General features: G+C 52.9%; 27 protein-coding genes and 1 tRNA gene. All 28 read right to left on the reverse strand.

The features are described from left to right. Nucleotides 1–6 precede the first annotated feature (6 nt). Nucleotides 7–123: a 50S ribosomal protein L36 gene (gene rpmJ, locus AYT24_RS09815; RefSeq protein ID WP_010933819.1), complete on the reverse strand. Its 117-nt coding sequence runs from the start codon at nt 121–123 to the stop codon at nt 7–9. A 112-nt stretch (nt 124–235) separates the two neighbouring features. After that, nucleotides 236–454 (reverse strand): translation initiation factor IF-1, encoded by a 219-nt coding sequence (infA, locus tag AYT24_RS09820; RefSeq protein WP_010933820.1) that lies wholly within the window; start codon nt 452–454, stop codon nt 236–238. Between the two features lie 59 nt (nt 455–513). Next, entirely contained in the window at nt 514–1,287 is a 774-nt protein-coding gene (gene map / locus AYT24_RS09825) for a type I methionyl aminopeptidase (protein WP_010933821.1), read from the reverse strand. Between the two features lie 14 nt (nt 1,288–1,301). Next, a complete protein-coding gene (secY, locus tag AYT24_RS09830; protein ID WP_010933822.1) occupies nt 1,302–2,627 on the reverse strand; it encodes a preprotein translocase subunit SecY in 1,326 nt (441 codons plus the stop codon). Between the two features lie 18 nt (nt 2,628–2,645). Next, nucleotides 2,646–3,206: a 50S ribosomal protein L15 gene (gene rplO / locus AYT24_RS09835; RefSeq protein ID WP_010933823.1), complete on the reverse strand. Its 561-nt coding sequence runs from the start codon at nt 3,204–3,206 to the stop codon at nt 2,646–2,648. A 33-nt stretch (nt 3,207–3,239) separates the two neighbouring features. Then, nucleotides 3,240–3,425 (reverse strand): 50S ribosomal protein L30, encoded by a 186-nt coding sequence (gene rpmD, locus AYT24_RS09840; protein WP_010933824.1) that lies wholly within the window; start codon nt 3,423–3,425, stop codon nt 3,240–3,242. Nucleotides 3,426–3,443: 18 nt separating this feature from the next. After that, on the reverse strand, nt 3,444–3,962 hold the full coding sequence (gene rpsE / locus AYT24_RS09845) for a 30S ribosomal protein S5 (RefSeq protein ID WP_010933825.1): 519 nt from the start codon (nt 3,960–3,962) through the stop codon (nt 3,444–3,446). Nucleotides 3,963–3,985: 23 nt separating this feature from the next. Continuing rightward, nucleotides 3,986–4,345: a 50S ribosomal protein L18 gene (rplR, locus tag AYT24_RS09850; RefSeq protein WP_010933826.1), complete on the reverse strand. Its 360-nt coding sequence runs from the start codon at nt 4,343–4,345 to the stop codon at nt 3,986–3,988. Nucleotides 4,346–4,404: 59 nt separating this feature from the next. Then, complete coding sequence (gene rplF / locus AYT24_RS09855; protein WP_010933827.1) at nt 4,405–4,944, reverse strand: 50S ribosomal protein L6; 540 nt, start codon at nt 4,942–4,944, stop codon at nt 4,405–4,407. A 29-nt stretch (nt 4,945–4,973) separates the two neighbouring features. Further along, on the reverse strand, nt 4,974–5,369 hold the full coding sequence (rpsH, locus tag AYT24_RS09860) for a 30S ribosomal protein S8 (RefSeq protein ID WP_010933828.1): 396 nt from the start codon (nt 5,367–5,369) through the stop codon (nt 4,974–4,976). Between the two features lie 65 nt (nt 5,370–5,434). Then, entirely contained in the window at nt 5,435–5,704 is a 270-nt protein-coding gene (gene rpsN, locus AYT24_RS09865; protein WP_010933829.1) for a 30S ribosomal protein S14, read from the reverse strand. A 19-nt stretch (nt 5,705–5,723) separates the two neighbouring features. Then, complete coding sequence (gene rplE / locus AYT24_RS09870) at nt 5,724–6,311, reverse strand: 50S ribosomal protein L5 (protein ID WP_226986816.1); 588 nt, start codon at nt 6,309–6,311, stop codon at nt 5,724–5,726. A 61-nt stretch (nt 6,312–6,372) separates the two neighbouring features. Beyond that, on the reverse strand, nt 6,373–6,615 hold the full coding sequence (rplX, locus tag AYT24_RS09875) for a 50S ribosomal protein L24 (RefSeq protein ID WP_010933831.1): 243 nt from the start codon (nt 6,613–6,615) through the stop codon (nt 6,373–6,375). A 33-nt stretch (nt 6,616–6,648) separates the two neighbouring features. After that, a tRNA-Gly gene (locus AYT24_RS09880) sits at nt 6,649–6,721 on the reverse strand. 10 nt (nt 6,722–6,731) lie between these two features. Then, complete coding sequence (rplN, locus tag AYT24_RS09885) at nt 6,732–7,100, reverse strand: 50S ribosomal protein L14 (protein WP_010933832.1); 369 nt, start codon at nt 7,098–7,100, stop codon at nt 6,732–6,734. Nucleotides 7,101–7,134: 34 nt separating this feature from the next. Further along, a complete protein-coding gene (gene rpsQ, locus AYT24_RS09890; RefSeq protein ID WP_010933833.1) occupies nt 7,135–7,404 on the reverse strand; it encodes a 30S ribosomal protein S17 in 270 nt (89 codons plus the stop codon). Between the two features lie 53 nt (nt 7,405–7,457). Further along, complete coding sequence (rpmC, locus tag AYT24_RS09895; RefSeq protein WP_010933834.1) at nt 7,458–7,664, reverse strand: 50S ribosomal protein L29; 207 nt, start codon at nt 7,662–7,664, stop codon at nt 7,458–7,460. Nucleotides 7,665–7,694: 30 nt separating this feature from the next. Next, the gene (gene rplP / locus AYT24_RS09900) at nt 7,695–8,114 is read right to left on the reverse strand and encodes a 50S ribosomal protein L16 (protein ID WP_010933835.1); all 420 of its coding nucleotides are present in this window, start codon (nt 8,112–8,114) and stop codon (nt 7,695–7,697) included. A 50-nt stretch (nt 8,115–8,164) separates the two neighbouring features. Next, nucleotides 8,165–8,926, reverse strand: coding sequence for a 30S ribosomal protein S3 (gene rpsC / locus AYT24_RS09905; RefSeq protein WP_010933836.1), 762 nt, complete (start codon nt 8,924–8,926; stop codon nt 8,165–8,167). Between the two features lie 15 nt (nt 8,927–8,941). After that, nucleotides 8,942–9,301: a 50S ribosomal protein L22 gene (gene rplV, locus AYT24_RS09910; protein WP_010933837.1), complete on the reverse strand. Its 360-nt coding sequence runs from the start codon at nt 9,299–9,301 to the stop codon at nt 8,942–8,944. Nucleotides 9,302–9,331: 30 nt separating this feature from the next. Then, a complete protein-coding gene (gene rpsS, locus AYT24_RS09915) occupies nt 9,332–9,628 on the reverse strand; it encodes a 30S ribosomal protein S19 (protein ID WP_010933838.1) in 297 nt (98 codons plus the stop codon). A gap of 33 nt (nt 9,629–9,661) precedes the next feature. Further along, on the reverse strand, nt 9,662–10,501 hold the full coding sequence (gene rplB / locus AYT24_RS09920; RefSeq protein WP_010933839.1) for a 50S ribosomal protein L2: 840 nt from the start codon (nt 10,499–10,501) through the stop codon (nt 9,662–9,664). Nucleotides 10,502–10,531: 30 nt separating this feature from the next. Next, nucleotides 10,532–10,843 carry a 50S ribosomal protein L23 gene (gene rplW / locus AYT24_RS09925; RefSeq protein ID WP_010933840.1) on the reverse strand — a complete coding sequence of 104 codons (312 nt, stop codon included), beginning with the start codon at nt 10,841–10,843 and terminating at the stop codon, nt 10,532–10,534. A 33-nt stretch (nt 10,844–10,876) separates the two neighbouring features. Further along, entirely contained in the window at nt 10,877–11,503 is a 627-nt protein-coding gene (rplD, locus tag AYT24_RS09930; protein ID WP_010933841.1) for a 50S ribosomal protein L4, read from the reverse strand. Nucleotides 11,504–11,522: 19 nt separating this feature from the next. After that, nucleotides 11,523–12,152, reverse strand: coding sequence for a 50S ribosomal protein L3 (gene rplC / locus AYT24_RS09935; RefSeq protein WP_010933842.1), 630 nt, complete (start codon nt 12,150–12,152; stop codon nt 11,523–11,525). A gap of 34 nt (nt 12,153–12,186) precedes the next feature. Continuing rightward, entirely contained in the window at nt 12,187–12,498 is a 312-nt protein-coding gene (rpsJ, locus tag AYT24_RS09940; RefSeq protein WP_010933843.1) for a 30S ribosomal protein S10, read from the reverse strand. A gap of 78 nt (nt 12,499–12,576) precedes the next feature. Continuing rightward, nucleotides 12,577–13,758, reverse strand: coding sequence for an elongation factor Tu (tuf, locus tag AYT24_RS09945; protein ID WP_010933844.1), 1,182 nt, complete (start codon nt 13,756–13,758; stop codon nt 12,577–12,579). Between the two features lie 51 nt (nt 13,759–13,809). Further along, entirely contained in the window at nt 13,810–15,924 is a 2,115-nt protein-coding gene (gene fusA / locus AYT24_RS09950) for an elongation factor G (protein WP_010933845.1), read from the reverse strand. Nucleotides 15,925–15,963 lie beyond the last annotated feature (39 nt).

A 15,963-nucleotide genomic window follows, 5' to 3' on the forward strand; every position in this document is an offset into this window, starting at 1 on the left:
TGAAGATCACCCTTGGCGCTGCTTGTGGCTTGGATTCACCTTGCAGATCACAAATCGTTTTCCTTTGCGCTTGATAATCCTGCAGTGCTCGCAACGTTTTTTGATAGACGAATATATTTTCATGGTAAACCCCACATGCTATGATTGTCCGGTCTGTCCAAAATATGAAAAGGCATGTAATGTAATAAATACATCCTTAATAATCAACCGGATAAAGGACGATTATTTCTGTTTTTTACTTGTACCGGTAGGTAATCCGGCCTTTGCTCAAGTCATAAGGAGAAATCTGAACCTTCACCTTGTCACCGGGCAGAATCCGGATGTAGTGCATCCTGATCTTTCCCGAAACGTGCGCAAGCACTTCGAGACCGTTTTCGAGCTTGACCCTGAACTGCGCGTTCGGAAGCGCTTCCAGAATTTCGCCTTCTACCTCAATTGATTCTTCCTTGGCCAATGTGTATCTCTCCGCTTTCTGATCGTTATACTATGATTGTGATGCTTGCCCTGCCTGCGTTACTTCGTCAGGATTTCCGCCTGAGCTTTCCCGATGGCGATGGTATGCTCAAAATGGGCTGAATAGCTTCCATCCTCGGTCACCGCGGCCCAGGCACCCCGCTTGCTGACCGCACGACGGGAACGACCGAGCGCGATCATCGGCTCAATGGCCAGCGTCATACCGGAACGAAGCTTCACCCCGGTATGCGGTCTTCCATAATTCGGTACTGCCGGTTCTTCATGCAACTCGCTGCCGATGCCATGGCCAACCATATTCTCGATCACACTGTAGCCAAATGAGCGAGCATGCTTTTCAATCGCTGCCGAAATATCATGCAGACGGTTTCCCTCGACAGCCTGCTCGATGCCAAGATCAAGACACTCACGAGTAACATCAACCAGTTGCCGCACCGCAGGATCGACCTCGCCGATAATGTACGTCCGCGCTGAATCTCCATGATAACCGCTCTTGTATACTCCGCAATCGACCGAGACGATTTCGCCCTCGTGAATAATGCGCTTCGTGCTCGGCACACCGTGAACAACCTCCTCATTGATCGACACGCAAAGCGTCGCCGGATAAGGCGTCACGCCAGACTCGCCTTTCGGAACGTAATTCAGAAAACTCGGCACAGCGTTATGATCTCTGATGAACTGTTCGGCAAGCTCGTCAAGGCGCTTGGTTGAAATGCCGGGCCTAATCTCGTTCTCCAGCATGTCAAGCACGCGGGCGACCAGTCTTCCAGCCTCCCGCATCAGTTCTATTTCCCGTTCGCTCTTGATGGTGATCATGTCCCGTCTCTTGCTTACCGGCGTCCGCGCGCCTTGGCCGTCTTCATGAATCCGTCGTAATGACGCATCATCAAGTGGCTCTCGACCTGCTGAAGCGTATCGAGTCCCACGCTGACGACGATGAGCAGACTGGTACCGCCGAAGAAGTTGGCGAAGCCTGGAGTCACGTTGACAAACTTGGTCAGAAAAGTCGGTAAAATTGCGATTACAGCAAGCGCAATGGCCCCCGGAAGCGTGATCCGGGTCAGGATGTTGTCGATGAACTCCTCGGTGTTCTTGCCCGGACGAACGCCCGGAATGAAGCCGCCCTGACGGCGCATCGTGTCGGCAACCTCTTTCGGGTTAAAGGCGATGGCCGTATAGAAATAGGTGAAGAAGACGATCATCAGACCGAACACGACCGCGTAAAACCACGAGTCGTAAGCGAACGCCGCAGCGACTTTCTGCATCGCCTCGCTCTCTGGGAAAAATGAAAGGAAAGTGCTCGGAAGAAACATGATCGACTGGGCGAAAATGATCGGCATGACGCCAGCCGTGTTGATCTTTATCGGGATGTACTGCGTACCGCCACCATAAACCTTGCGGCCCACGACGCGTTTGGCGTGCTGTACGGGGATCCTTCTCGTGGCGACGGTCAAGATGACGACGATAGCCACAATGGCTACCATCAACGCCATGATAACAATCTCGACGATCCAGTTCTTGCTGCCAAACGAAACCGACTGGGCTTCAGCAACCAGCGAGGCCGGGAACCTTGCCAGAATACCGATCATGATGATAAGCGATATGCCGTTTCCGATCCCCCGTTCCGTGATCAGCTCGCCAAGCCACATGACAAACACGGTGCTGGCAGTGAGAATAATGACCGCAGTGATGGTAAAGAAAAAACCCGGATCGGGCACAACCACCTTGCCGAACGATGATGGGCTTGAAAGGTTGACACTCACGCCCCACGCCTGCAGCAGCGCTATAAGAATAGTGCCGTAGCGAGTATACTGGTTGATCTTCTGGCGTCCCTCCTCACCCTCTTTCTGGAGCTTCTGCACATAAGGAGTCACCGCGCCAAGCAACTGGATGATGATGGAGGCCGAGATGTACGGCATGATGCCAAGAGAAAAGATCGAGGCGCGAGCGAACGCGCCTCCGACAAACAGGTCAAACAGACCGAACAGGTCGTTGGAATGAGAGGTGGTTGCGCTCGCTACCGCAGAGGCGTCAACCCCTGGGATGGTGATATGCGATCCCAGCCTGTAAACAAACAGAAGCAGGAGGGTATACAGTATACGCTGCCTTAACTCCGGGATTTTATTGATATTCCTGATACTCTCAGTAAGCTTCATGGCAGCTCATTCCCTGATTCAAGACTTGACCGATTTCTTCTCTTTCTTGACCTTGACAACTTTGGCTTTAGGAGTCAAAAGAGCCTCTTCAAACGGCAGACCGTTAACCTTGGCAGCCTCTTCGAGGGTGCGATACGCCTTGACGATCTTGCCGCCAGCCTTGGCGATCTTCTCTTCGGCACTCTTGCTGAAGAAGTGTGCCGTGATGGTCACTGTGGAAGTAAGCTCACCGTTGCCGAGTACCTTGAAATACTCCTGGTTGCTGGCGTTGCAGAGGTGCTTGAGATCGAGCACGCTGATCTCTTCGCCAACAAGCCCTTTCTCGATCCACATCTGGATCTGGGCGACGTTGACGCAAGCCACAGCCTTCTGGTTGGGAGGAGTGAAACCGAATTTCGGAAGTCTGCGGTAGATCGGCATCTGACCGCCCTCGATGACCGGACGCTGGTAGCCGCTGCGCGACTGCTGACCCTTGTTGCCCTTGCCCGCTGTCGTACCATTACCTGAACCGGGGCCGCGACCGACCCTTTTTCTTGCTTTGACTGCACCTTTGGCAGGGCGGAGTGAACTTAAATCCATTGCTTTGATTCCCGACTGTCTTTATTGATTCTGTTAAAGCTCTTCAACCTTGACAAGGTGCTGGACGACGCGAATCTGACCTCTCGTGCAGGCGTTGTCCTTGATTTCGACCTTGTGGTTCGGCCTTCCCAGACCGAGAGCCTTGATCGTGTCTTTCTGCTTCTTGGTGCCGCCGATAACGCTGCGCACTTGGGTAACCTTTATCATTTTCTCGCTCATGATCACCTTATCTCCTTTTTAGCTTTCAAATACCTCTTTCAAGCTCTTTGAGCGGCGCTCTGCCACATCGTTGGCGTCAGAGATGTTCTGAAGTCCCTTGATAGCTGCCTTGACCACGTTGTGCGGATTGGAGGAGCCGAGAGACTTGGTCAGAATATCATGGATCCCAGCCATTTCAAGCACGGCCCTGACGGCACCGCCAGCAATCAATCCGGTACCAGGGGTCGCCGGCTTCATCAGCACTTTGGCCGAACCGTATTTGGCAACGATCGGGTGGGGAATGGTTCCCTTGACAATCGGCACCTTGATGACGTTCTTTTTGCCATCCTCTACGCCCTTGGCAATAGCATCCTGAACTTCGTTCGCTTTTCCAAGCCCGTATCCAACATGACCTTCCTTGTCACCGACAACCACAATCGCGTTGAACCCGAAGCGCTTGCCGCCCTTGACCACCTTGGCGGTCCTGTTGATGTGCACCAGCTTCTCTTTCAGATTCAACTCTCCGGGCTTGATATTCCTGCCAGATTTTTTCGACATGTACGTTCTCTCTTTGAAAAGTTTTAAAAGATGAGGCCGGCTTCACGGGCACCGTCGGCCAGGGCCTTGATGCGACCGTGATACCGGAATCCGTTTCTGTCGAAGACGACCCTGGAAATCCCCTGTGCAAGAGCCTTCTCGGCAATCTGCTTGCCAATCGCTGCACTCACCTCGGATTTGGTACCGGTAAGCCCGGCATTCTCTTTCGACATGCTCGATGCCGCCATAAGGGTCTTGCCGCTCTCGTCGTCGATCAGTTGCGCATAGATCTGCGAAAGACTCCTGAAAACGCACAGTCTTGGCCTTTCCTGGGTGCCACGCACGACAGCCCTGCTGCGTGCCTTGATTTTCTGCCTGCGTGCAGTTTTATCTACTTGGCTCATTATCTCTAACCGTATAAATGTTTTTTACCTGACTTGTTTCGCTCATGCGGCGCGGCGGCTTACTTGCCGGCAGCCTTGCCTTCTTTGCGGCGGATGACTTCGCCTTCATACTTGATGCCCTTGCCGCGATATGGTTCCGGCTTTCTGAAGGAGCGAATCTTTGCGGCGATCTGGCCAACCAGAGCCTTGTCGATACCGCTGACAAGAACGGTAGTCGGATCCGGCACCTCGATCTTGATCTCGGCAGGAGGCTGGAAGTAGATCATGTGCGAGTATCCGAGGGTCAGCGCCAAGAGGTTGCCCTTGAGCTCAGCGCGGTAACCGACGCCGGACATCTCGAGTTTGCGGGTGAACCCTTTGGTCACACCTTCGACCATGTTGCTCACCAGCATACGGTACAGTCCGTGCATAGCACGCGCACGCTTGCTATCGTCCTTTCTCTGGACAGTCACGGCGCCGTCGGCAACCGAAACGATAACCTCATCGACCAGAGCCTGAGAAAGCGCCCCCTTCGGACCGGTCACGTTGATCATATTCTCCTTGACCTCGACCTGAGCCTGATCGGCAAGCCTGATCGGCATTTTTCCTATTCTTGACATGGTAAACTGATGCTCTTTGGCTTATGAAATTAATAAATACGGAACAGCACCTCGCCTCCGACGTTCTGTTCGCGCGCTTCCTTGTCGGTCAAGATGCCTTTCGAGGTCGAAAGGATGAAAAGACCAAGCCCGCCAAGGTATCGCTTGATATCCTTACCCTGATAGACCCTGCGGCCAGGTTTGCTGACCCGGCTGATCTCCTTGATGGCGTGCTGGCCATCCTGCATGTATTTCAGCTCGACACGAATGAAAGGAAACTGCTCGGAGGTGATCACCGTGTAGTTCTTGATGTATCCCTTTTCGAGAAGAAGCTTCGAGAGATTTTCCCTGACTCTGGTATAAGGAATATCGGTCGTCTTGTTTTTTGCACTTCCGGCGTTTCTGATCCGGGTGATAAAATCGGCTATGGAATCCGTTACGGGCATGGCTCTAACAGTTGGTTACATTCGTAAATGAACAGACATCTTTCTCTTGATCTCCGCAGGCGCGCTTACCAGCTTGCTTTTCTGACACCGGGAAGCTTTCCTTCGAGGGCCAGTTTGCGGAACATGTTGCGGCAAAGCCCGAACTTCCGGTAGTTACCGCGGCCACGTCCGGTCAGGACGCAACGGGTGCGAAGCCTCGTGGCTGAGCTATCTCTCGGAAGCTGGCTCAGTGCCTGATAATCGCCTGCCGCTTTCAGCTCCTCACGTTTAGCCGCATACTTTTCGACGAGCTTCTTCCTCTTTTCGTTTCGTGCAATGATGCTTTTCCTTGCCATCTTGGTACAGGGCTATGATTTATTGGTTCTTTTTCTTGAACGGCATGCCGAGCAGGCTGAGCAGCTCGTAGGCCTCTTCGTCTGTTTTCGCGGAGGTGACGAAGCTGATATCCATACCATTGATTCTCGGCACCTTGTCGATGTCGATCTCAGGGAAGATAATCTGTTCTCGGATACCGACATTATAGTTTCCACGGCCATCGAAGCTCGTATCGCTCAGGCCGCGGAAATCGCGGATCCTCGGCACAGCAACCGAGATAAAGCGGTCCATGAACTCAAACATGATCTTGCGGCGAAGGGTAACGCGGCATCCGATGGCCTGTCCCTCGCGGAGCTTGAAGTTCGAGATAGCCTTCTTGGCCTTGCGAACCTGCGGCTTCTGGCCGGTGATCTGGCCAAGCTCTTGCATGGCGGTTTCAAGCAGCTTCGGCTCCTGTGCGGCTTCGCCAACACCGATGTTCACCGAAATCTTCTCAAGGCGGGGCACCATCATGATGCTCTTGTACTTGAATCGCTCCATCAGTTTCGGAACGACGGTCTCACGGTAGTAGACCTCAAGGCGGGCAGGCATAGCAACTTCCTGCGCTACACTCTCTTTTTTTGACATTTTTGCTTGCACTTTTTACACAGGATGGTCTTGGTCATCCTGCCTTTTAATGAAATCTCTTTCAGCTCTTCTTGACGTTCGAGACATGAATCGGAAACTCGCGCTCGATGATCGCCCCCTGGGGCATTCCCTGGGTCGGACGCATGTGACGCTTCCGGATGTTGACGCCCTCGACAATCACGCGGCCTTTCTGAGGGAACACCTTCAGGACTTTACCTGACTTGCCCTTGTCGTTACCGGCAATGACCGTTACCTCATCGTTTTTCCTGACGTGGAGCTTGACCTTTTTGATACCAGTTTTCATGATTGACCTGTATGATAGTAATTCTTGAACGTGAGCGGGAGACGGGACTCGAACCCGCGACCAACAGCTTGGAAGGCTGTGACTCTACCAGCTGAGTTACTCCCGCTGATCGGCTCTCAGAGAACCTCCGGAGCCAGCGAAACGATTTTCATATATCTTTTGTCGCGAAGCTCGCGCGCCACCGGGCCGAAAATACGGGTGCCTCTCGGCTCGCCCTGTGCATTAAGCAGCACGACGGCATTCTCGTCAAACCTGATATAGGAACCATCTTTTCTTTTCTGCTCCTTGACGCACCTGACCACAACTGCCTTGCAGACATCTTTTTTCTTGACGACGCCGCCAGGAACCGCAGCCTTAACCGATACCATGATCTGGTCTCCAAGCGCGGCATAACGCCTGCCGGTACCGCCGAAAACATGAATGCACCGTACTTTTTTCGCTCCGCTATTATCGGCGACAACCAGGTTAGTCTCTTTCTGGATCATCCTGCATTAACCCCTTTAAATGATAATAAATCCGTTACTTGGCCTTTTCGACGATTTCAACAAGCCGGCAGCTCTTGTTCTTGCTGAGCGGCCTGCATTCGGTGATCCTCACCAGATCGCCGACACCTGCCTCATTGTTCTCGTCATGAGCCATCAGACGGGTTGTCTTCTTGAAGTACTTCTTGTAGACCGGATGCTGAACCCTGCGCTCGACGGCAACAACGATACCCTTATCCATGCTATCGCTTACAACCTTGCCCAACCAGCTCTTCTTTCTGCCCCTCGTTTCAGCTCCACTTGACATTGCTGCGTTGTCCATTTGTTATTCTTCCTGTTTGTTTACTGACGCACCCACTATCAGGCGTTGCTTTTTTCCTGCCTGTCGATCTGGGTGAGCCTGGTTTTCATCCGGGCGATATCCCGCTTCAAATTACGGAACACCATCGGGTTCTGCGCCGGTTCGATCGCCTGGTAAAAGTTGAGATCGGCCAGTCTGTTTTCGAGCTCTTTAATCTTTGAGAGGAGCTCTTTTTTGTCCATGGCCGCTATTTCATAGTTTTTCATAATACACTTCTCTGGCGGTTAGATTGCACCTTATCCTTCGTAATCTGGCCTGACGATGAACTTTGTCTTGATCGGCAGCTTCTTGGCAGCAAGCCTAAAGGCCTCTACAGCGACCTCACGCGGCACGCCATCCGCTTCGAACATAACGCGGCCCGGCTTGACGACGGCAACCCAGAACTCTGGGGAACCTTTACCGGAACCCATTCGGGTCTCCGCAGGCTTCTTAGAAACCGGCTTATCAGGAAAAATCCTGATCCAGATTTTTCCATCCCTCTTCATATAACGGTTCATCGCGATACGAGCGGCTTCGATCTGGCGGCTGGTGATCCATGCCGGCTCCATAGCCTTCAGGCCGAAGGAGCCAAACGTTACCGCCGTTCCACGCTGGGCGTTGCCCTTCATGCGGCCACGCTGCGTCTTTCTGTATTGAACCCTCTTTGGCATTAACATACCGGCAACTCCATTCTCTCAGTTTCAAATTATATGGTACTTGGGTCAGGTCAGGCCTTCTTGGCGGGACGGCGGCGGCGTTTTGCTCCGCGCCCATCGCCACGACCCCTGCCACGGGAATCACCACGGCGTTCCTGCATTTTCTTCATCTCTTCCTCTTCAATGGCGTCGAGCCTCTGCACGAGAACCTCGCCCTTGTACACCCAGACCTTGATGCCGATAGCACCGGCGATGGTGTGAGCGGTCACGCTTGCGTAATCGACGTTGGCGCGGAGCGTGTGAAGCGGAATCTTTCCTTCTTTGTATTGCTCGGCACGAGCAATTTCAGCACCGCCGAGACGGCCTGCACAGCGAATCCTGACGCCTTCAGCGCCGGCACGCATCGCCTGCTGGATCGCCATCTTCATGGCACGGCGGAAGGAGACGCGATTTTCAAGCTGATAAGCGATATTCTCGCCGATGAGCTGCGCTTCGATTTCCGGCTTGATCACTTCGATGACATCGATCTTGACCTCTTTGCCGGTGATGCGAGTCAGCTCCTGGGAAAGGTTATTGATCTCCTCACCCTTGTGGCCAACGATAGCGCCCGGACGAGCCGCATAGATATTGATCTTGATATGCTTGGTCGTGCGCTCGATAACAATCTTAGCTATGCCGGCTTTCTCTTTCTTCAGCCTTGCATGGACGTAGTTGCGGATAACCTGATCCTGCTTGATCTTTTCGGCGATAACCGGTCCGTCATCGTACCAGCGGGAAGTCCAGTCTTTGATGATTCCCAGTCTGAATCCAGTTGGATTTACTTTCTGACCCAATGCTATCTCCTTGTTTTATTTGGTTACCTTGTTCTCAACCTTGTCCACGACAATGGTCAGGTGATTCGAACGCTTGCGAATCCTGTAGGCGCGGCCCATCGGAGCCGGCAGGAGCCTCTTGAGCGAAGGACCTTCATCGACGAAGATCGCTTTGACGAACAGCTCGTTATCGTTGAGCCTTTCGTCAGGATTGAGCTGCGACCAGTTCGCCACAGCCGATTTGAGCGTAACCATCACGTTACGGGAAGCGCTTTTGGTGGAGTTGTGCAGGATGGCTTTCGCCTGATCGACCCGCTTGCCACGAACAAGGCCGGCCACGAGCCGCATTTTTCTGGGCGACGTCGGTGTATGCCGTAAAATTGCTTTAGCTTGCATGATATCTCTTACCTTTCCGCGTTATTCAGTTTATTTTTTCCTGGGTGCCGAACCGCCCTTTTCAGCCTTGCCGCCCGCATGGCCGCGGAACAACCTGGTCGGAGCGAATTCGCCAAGTTTGTGGCCGACCATGTTTTCGGTAACGTACACTGGCACATGGGTCTTGCCGTTATGAACCGCTACGGTGTGACCGACAAAATCAGGAGAGATCATCGAGCTTCTCGACCAGGTTTTCACCACCTTCTTCTCACCTTTGCTGTTCATATCAAGGATCCGCTTTTCCAGCTTGAATTCGATGAACGGGCCCTTTTTCAATGATCTTGGCATAATTCTCTCTGCTTGTTGTTTGTTACCGCTATGTTACTTGGCTTTTCTGCCGCGGACGATCAACTTCGTCGAGGCTTTTTTCTTATTTCTGGTCTTCAGACCCTTAGCAAGCTGCCCCCAAGGAGACTTCGGATGCTTTCTGCCGCCACCAGATTTCGATTTACCTTCACCACCACCCATCGGATGATCAACCGGGTTCATGGCCATACCACGGGTCTGGGGACGAATACCGAGCCAGCGGCTGCGTCCTGCTTTACCGAGGCTGATGTTCTCGTGCTCAGCGTTTCCAATAACGCCGATGGTTGCACGGCACTCGATGCGCACTTTCCTGATTTCGCCTGACGGCATCTTCAGGGTTGCGTAGTTGCCTTCACGAGCAGCAAGCACGGCATATGCGCCGGCTGACCTTGCTATCTGTCCGCCTTTTCCGATCTTCAGCTCAATATTGTGTACATCGGAACCGATCGGGATGTTTTTCAGCGGCATGGTATTGCCAACCTTGATATCCACCTTTTCGCCGCTTTCGATGCGGTCGCCGACCTTCAGATTTTTGGGAGCGAGAATATAACGTTTTTCTCCATCAACATAATGAAGAAGTGCAATCCTTGCTGATCGGTTCGGGTCATATTCGATCGCGGCAACTTTTGCAGGCACGTTGTCCTTGTTGCGCTTGAAATCGATGATACGGTAGAACCTCTTGTGACCACCGCCCATGTGGCGAGAGGTCACGCGACCGGTGCTGTTGCGTCCTCCAGTCCTCTTGATCGGCACAAGAAGGCTTTTCTCGGGAGTACTCTTGGTGATCTCATCGAAACCTGCATATGAGGCGAACCTCGTGCCCGGAGTAACCGGCGCTAATTTCCTGATTGCCATCGTACTATTTATCTTATCCAGTTGATAATCTTATTTCTCGCTCTTTTCAGCCGGCTTGGCATAGTAATCGATCGTCTGGCCATCGCCAAGGGTCACGATCGCTTTTTTCCAGTCGCTCTTCTTGCCGGCGATGAGCCCTTTGCGGGTGTACTGACGCTTTGACTTGCCGAGGCAGTTGATGGTACGGATGGAAACGACATCGACACCGAACTTCTCTTCGACGGCTTTCTTGATATCAAACTTATCAGCATCTATCTTGACCTGGAACACATACTGGCCTTTTTGCTCGGTGAGTTTCGTGCTCTTTTCAGTCAGCCACGGGCGCAGCAACGGGTTTTTCATTGCAATCTTCTCCTTTTTACTGGCAAACGGTAATTACCCTAATGTTTCTTCTATTTTCTGCAGGGCGCCCTTCTGGAAAAGCACGACCTGGCTGTTGAGAATATCATAGGTCGAAGCCTGATCAGCGACCATGACGTTGAGCTTCTCGATATTTCTGCCGGAGGTGCTGACCACGTTGTCGTGATGCGGCATCATGAGCAGAGTCTTCTTTTCTGCGAGACCGAGATTTTTAAGCATATCGGCAACCGGACGGGTCTTGATAGCCTCAAAACTGAAATCATCGACCACGACGATCTGACCGGCAGCGGCCTTGGCGCTCAACGCCGAACGGCGGGCGAGCTGCTTGACCTTGCGGTTGACCTTCTGATCGTAGGTGCGAGGCTGTGGGCCGAAAATGGCACCACCGCCGACCATGAGACCGGAGCGAGTTGATCCCTGGCGGGCATTACCAGTGCCTTTCTGGCGAAACGGCTTCTTGCCGCCACCGCGAACTTCGGCGCGGGTCTTGGCTTTATGGGTCCCCTGGCGGCGATTGGCAAGAATTGCCTTCACATCCAGGTACATAGCATGTTCAGAAACTTCAACGGCGAAAATCTCATCGTTCAGCGTAACCACTTCACCGGTTTCTGCGCCTTGTATATTGAGTACTTTTAATTCCATGGTTCTCTGCACTCACCATTTACTTGGTTGTTGAAACAATCTTGACATAGGAGTTCTTCGGTCCCGGCACAGCGCCTTTCACGACGATGAGATTCGACTCAGGCATAACCTTGACGATCACAAGATTCTGAACCGTCTTGTTTTTTCCACCCATTCTGCCTGCCATTCTGGTGCCCTTAAAGGTTCTCGAAGGGTCGGACGAACCACCAACCGAACCCGGGGCCCTGAGCCTGTCGGACTGACCGTGCGTTCTGGAACCGCCACCGAAGTTGTGACGCTTGACGACACCGGCAAAACCTTTACCCTTGGTGACACCGAGCACATTGACCTTGTCGCCTTCCTTGAAGACATCGACGGGCACGGTAGCACCAGCTTCGAGTTCCCCAACAATCAGACTCTTGCTGACTTCGGACAGAATGTATCCGGGATTCTTGCCAGCTTTTTTGTAATGGCCTGCCAGAGGCTTGGAGACCTTTTTTTCATCACGCTCGCCAAAACCGAGCTGATAGGCTTCGTAGCCATCTTTTTCCGTGCTCTTTACCTGAGTCACATAACACGGCCCGGCCTGAATCACCGTGCAGGGAACTGCTTCGCGTTTATCATTGTATAAACGGGTCATGCCGATTTTTTTCCCGAGAATCGCACCCATATCCGATTAGCTTTTCTATTTACTTTAAAACACGTTATGACTTGATTTCCACATCAACGCCGCTCGGAAGCTCAAGCTTCATGAGCATATCAATCGTTCTGGCCGTCGGGTTGATGATCTCGATCAACCTCTTGTGCGATGAAAATGCGAACTGCTCACGGGATTTTTTGTCCACATGAGGTGAACGGTTGACCGTATAAACATGAGTTTTCGTGGGCAGCGGAATGGGGCCAAAAATGATGGCCTCCGTCTGCTTGACCACATCGATAATCTTTAAAGCCCATTTATCAACGAGGCTATGGTCGTACGACTTGAGCTTGATCCTGATCTTTTGCTGAACAGCCACTGGTCTATCCCTGTTTCGATGGTTTCAATAAAAAAGGGGCGAGAGCGCTGCCTCGCCCCGGGATAACGATCAATCCGATCACTCGACGATTTTGGTTACCGAACCGGCACCAACCGTACGGCCGCCTTCGCGGATTGCGAACCTGAGGCTCTCTTCCATGGCGATAGGAGCGATCAGCTCGACATCGATGGAGAGGTTGTCACCAGGCATAACCATTTCGACGCCCTCAGGAAGGGTCACCGAACCGGTAACGTCGGTGGTTCTGAAGTAAAACTGCGGACGATAGCCGTTGAAGAACGGAGTGTGACGGCCACCCTCTTCCTTCTTCAGGATGTAAACCTCAGCCTTGAACTTGGTGTGTGGGGTAATCGAACCCGGCTTGGCGATAACCATGCCGCGCTCGAGCGCATTCTTGTCAACACCACGGAGAAGCAGACCTGCGTTATCGCCTGCCTGACCTTCGTCGAGGGTCTTCTGGAACATTTCAATACCGGTAACAACCGATTTTGCGGTCGGCTTGATACCGACGATCTCGACTTCGTCGCCAACCTTGATGCGGCCCCTCTCGATACGACCAGTACCGACGGTACCGCGACCAGAGATGGAGAACACGTCTTCGACCGGCATTAGGAACGGCTTGTCAATGTCACGGACAGGCTGCGGAATGTAGCTGTCAACGGCGTCCATGAGTTCCATAATCTGCTTCTCAGCCTCCGGATCCCCCTCGAGCGCCTTGAGTGCCGAACCTTTGATGATCGGAATATCGTCGCCAGGGAAGCCGTATTCGGTAAGAAGCTCACGAAGCTCCATCTCGACCAGCTCAAGAAGTTCCGGATCAGCGATGTCAACCTTGTTCAGGAAGACGACCAGCGCAGGAACGTTCACCTGACGGGCAAGCAGGATGTGCTCACGGGTCTGGGGCATCGGGCCGTCGGTACCGGCAACGACGAGGATAGCGCCGTCCATCTGGGCCGCACCGGTGATCATGTTTTTGATATAGTCAGCGTGACCAGGGCAATCAATGTGAGCGTAGTGACGCTTTGCGGTCTGATACTCGACGTGTGCCGTCGAGATGGTGATACCGCGCTCTCTCTCTTCGGGAGCTTTGTCGATGTCACTGAACTCACGTAAAGTTGCCATGCCCTGCTTGGCGAGAACGCTGGTGATTGCAGCGGTAAGAGTGGTTTTACCGTGGTCAACGTGACCGATTGTACCAATATTTACGTGAGGTTTATCCCTCTTGTATGACTCTTTAGCCATAACTCTTCTCCCTGTCGGTTATCTGTTTAGTAATGCGGTGATGAAAAACTGTTATTCGGAATCCTTGCCAACCCTCTTCTCTTGCAGTGCTTCGGCGATGTTGCGAGGAACCTCGCGATAGCTCTCGAACTCCATCGAGTAGTTCGCGCGGCCCTGAGTCATCGATCGGAGATCAGTCGAGTAGCCGAACATTTGAGACAGCGGCACTTTTGCGCTGACAAACTGGGCACCAGCACGCTGACCCATGCCTTCGATGTGACCGCGACGTCCCGAGAGATCACCCATCACATCGCCGAGATACTCTTCCGGAGTGATGACCTCAACCTTCATAATCGGTTCGAGCAGCACCGGATTGGCCTTTTTGGCCGCACCCTTGAAGCCGATTGAACCTGCAATCTTGAATGCCATTTCCGAAGAGTCAACCTCGTGGTACTTACCGTCGATCAGTGTAACCTTGATATCCTGCATCGGAAAGCCGGCGACAACACCGTCTTTCATTGCCTCCTGGATACCTGCGTTGACTGCGGGGATATACTCTTTCGGAATCACGCCACCCTTGATCTCATCGACAAACTCATAGCCTTTGCCCTCTTCGAGCGGCTCAACCCTAAGCACAACCAGACCGAACTGACCTTTACCGCCAGACTGGCGAACAAACTTGCCTTCGTATTCAACCGTACCGCGAATGGTTTCGCGATAGGCCACCTGCGGCTGACCAACGTTGGCCTCGACCTTGAATTCGCGCTTCAGACGATCAACCAGAATTTCGAGATGAAGCTCACCCATACCCGCGATAAGCGTCTGACCGGTTTCCTCATCAGTTTTCACCCTAAAGGTCGGATCCTCTTCGGCAAGCTTGGCAAGAGACATGCCGAGTTTGTCATTATCCGCCTTGGTTTTTGGCTCAACCGCAATCTCGATAACCGGTTCGGGGAAAACCATCTTTTCAAGTACAATCGGCTTGCTTTCGTCGCAGAGCGTATCACCGGTCCTCACATCCTTGAGACCAACGGCAGCGGCGATATCGCCAGCATACACAGCATCACGCTCCTCGCGCTTGTTGGAGTGCATCTGCAAAACGCGACCAACACGCTCCTTTTTGCCGGTAGTCGAGTTGAGCACGTAGCTGCCTGCATTGAGCACGCCTGAATAGACCCGGAAGAAGGTAAGCTTGCCGACGAACGGATCGGTCGCAATCTTGAAAGCAAGCGCAGCGAACGGCTCCTCGTCTTTCGGCTGACGGACGATCGGTTCTTCAGTTTTCGGATCATGCCCCTCCACTTCACCATCATCGACCGGCGAAGCCAGGTAATCGATCACGGCATCCAGCATGAACTGCACGCCCTTGTTCTTGAAGGACGAACCGCAGAGCACCGGAACGATAGTCACACCCAGGGTAGCCTGGCGAAGCACGGTGCGGATCTCCTCTTCAGTAATGTCCTCACCGTTAAGATATTTTTCAAGAAGGGTCTCGTCGAGCTCGGAAACAGCCTCAAGCATGTTGATGCGCCAGGTGCGAGCCTCGTTTTCAAGATCGTGCGGAATTTCAACTTCGGTGTAGGTGCTACCATCTTCCTTGTCGTAGATAATCCCCTTCATGCGGATCAGATCGACGAAGCCGGCGAAGACCTCGCCCTGACCGATCGGGATCTGAATCGGTACCGGGTTGGCACCGAGACGCTCGCGAATAGCCTTGACAGTCTCGAAGAAATTCGCGCCGACGCGATCCATCTTGTTAACATAGGCGATCCTCGGAACGCCATACTTGTTAGCCTGACGCCAGACGGTTTCAGACTGGGGCTCGACACCGCCCACAGCACAGAATAGCGCAACCGCTCCATCGAGCACACGAAGGGAACGCTCCACCTCGACCGTGAAGTCAACGTGGCCGGGAGTATCAATAATATTGATCCTGTGATTGAGACCGGCGTAATTGCCGTATTTCGGAGTCCAAAAACAGGTTGTCGCAGCGGAAGTAATCGTGATACCACGCTCCTTCTCCTGCTCCATCCAGTCCATGGTGGCGCCACCTTCATGCACCTCGCCCATCTTGTGCAGGCGACCCGTGTAATAGAGAATCCTCTCTGTCGTCGTGGTCTTGCCCGCATCGATGTGGGCCATGATACCAATATTTCTGACTCTATCTAACGCAACCTGCCGTGCCATAAATCGATCGTTTTTTAAGTAATTCTTTCTTGCCTACAG

The sequence above is a fragment of the Chlorobaculum tepidum TLS genome (genome assembly GCF_000006985.1).
GTDB classification, from domain to species: Bacteria; Bacteroidota; Chlorobiia; order Chlorobiales; family Chlorobiaceae; genus Chlorobaculum; species Chlorobaculum tepidum.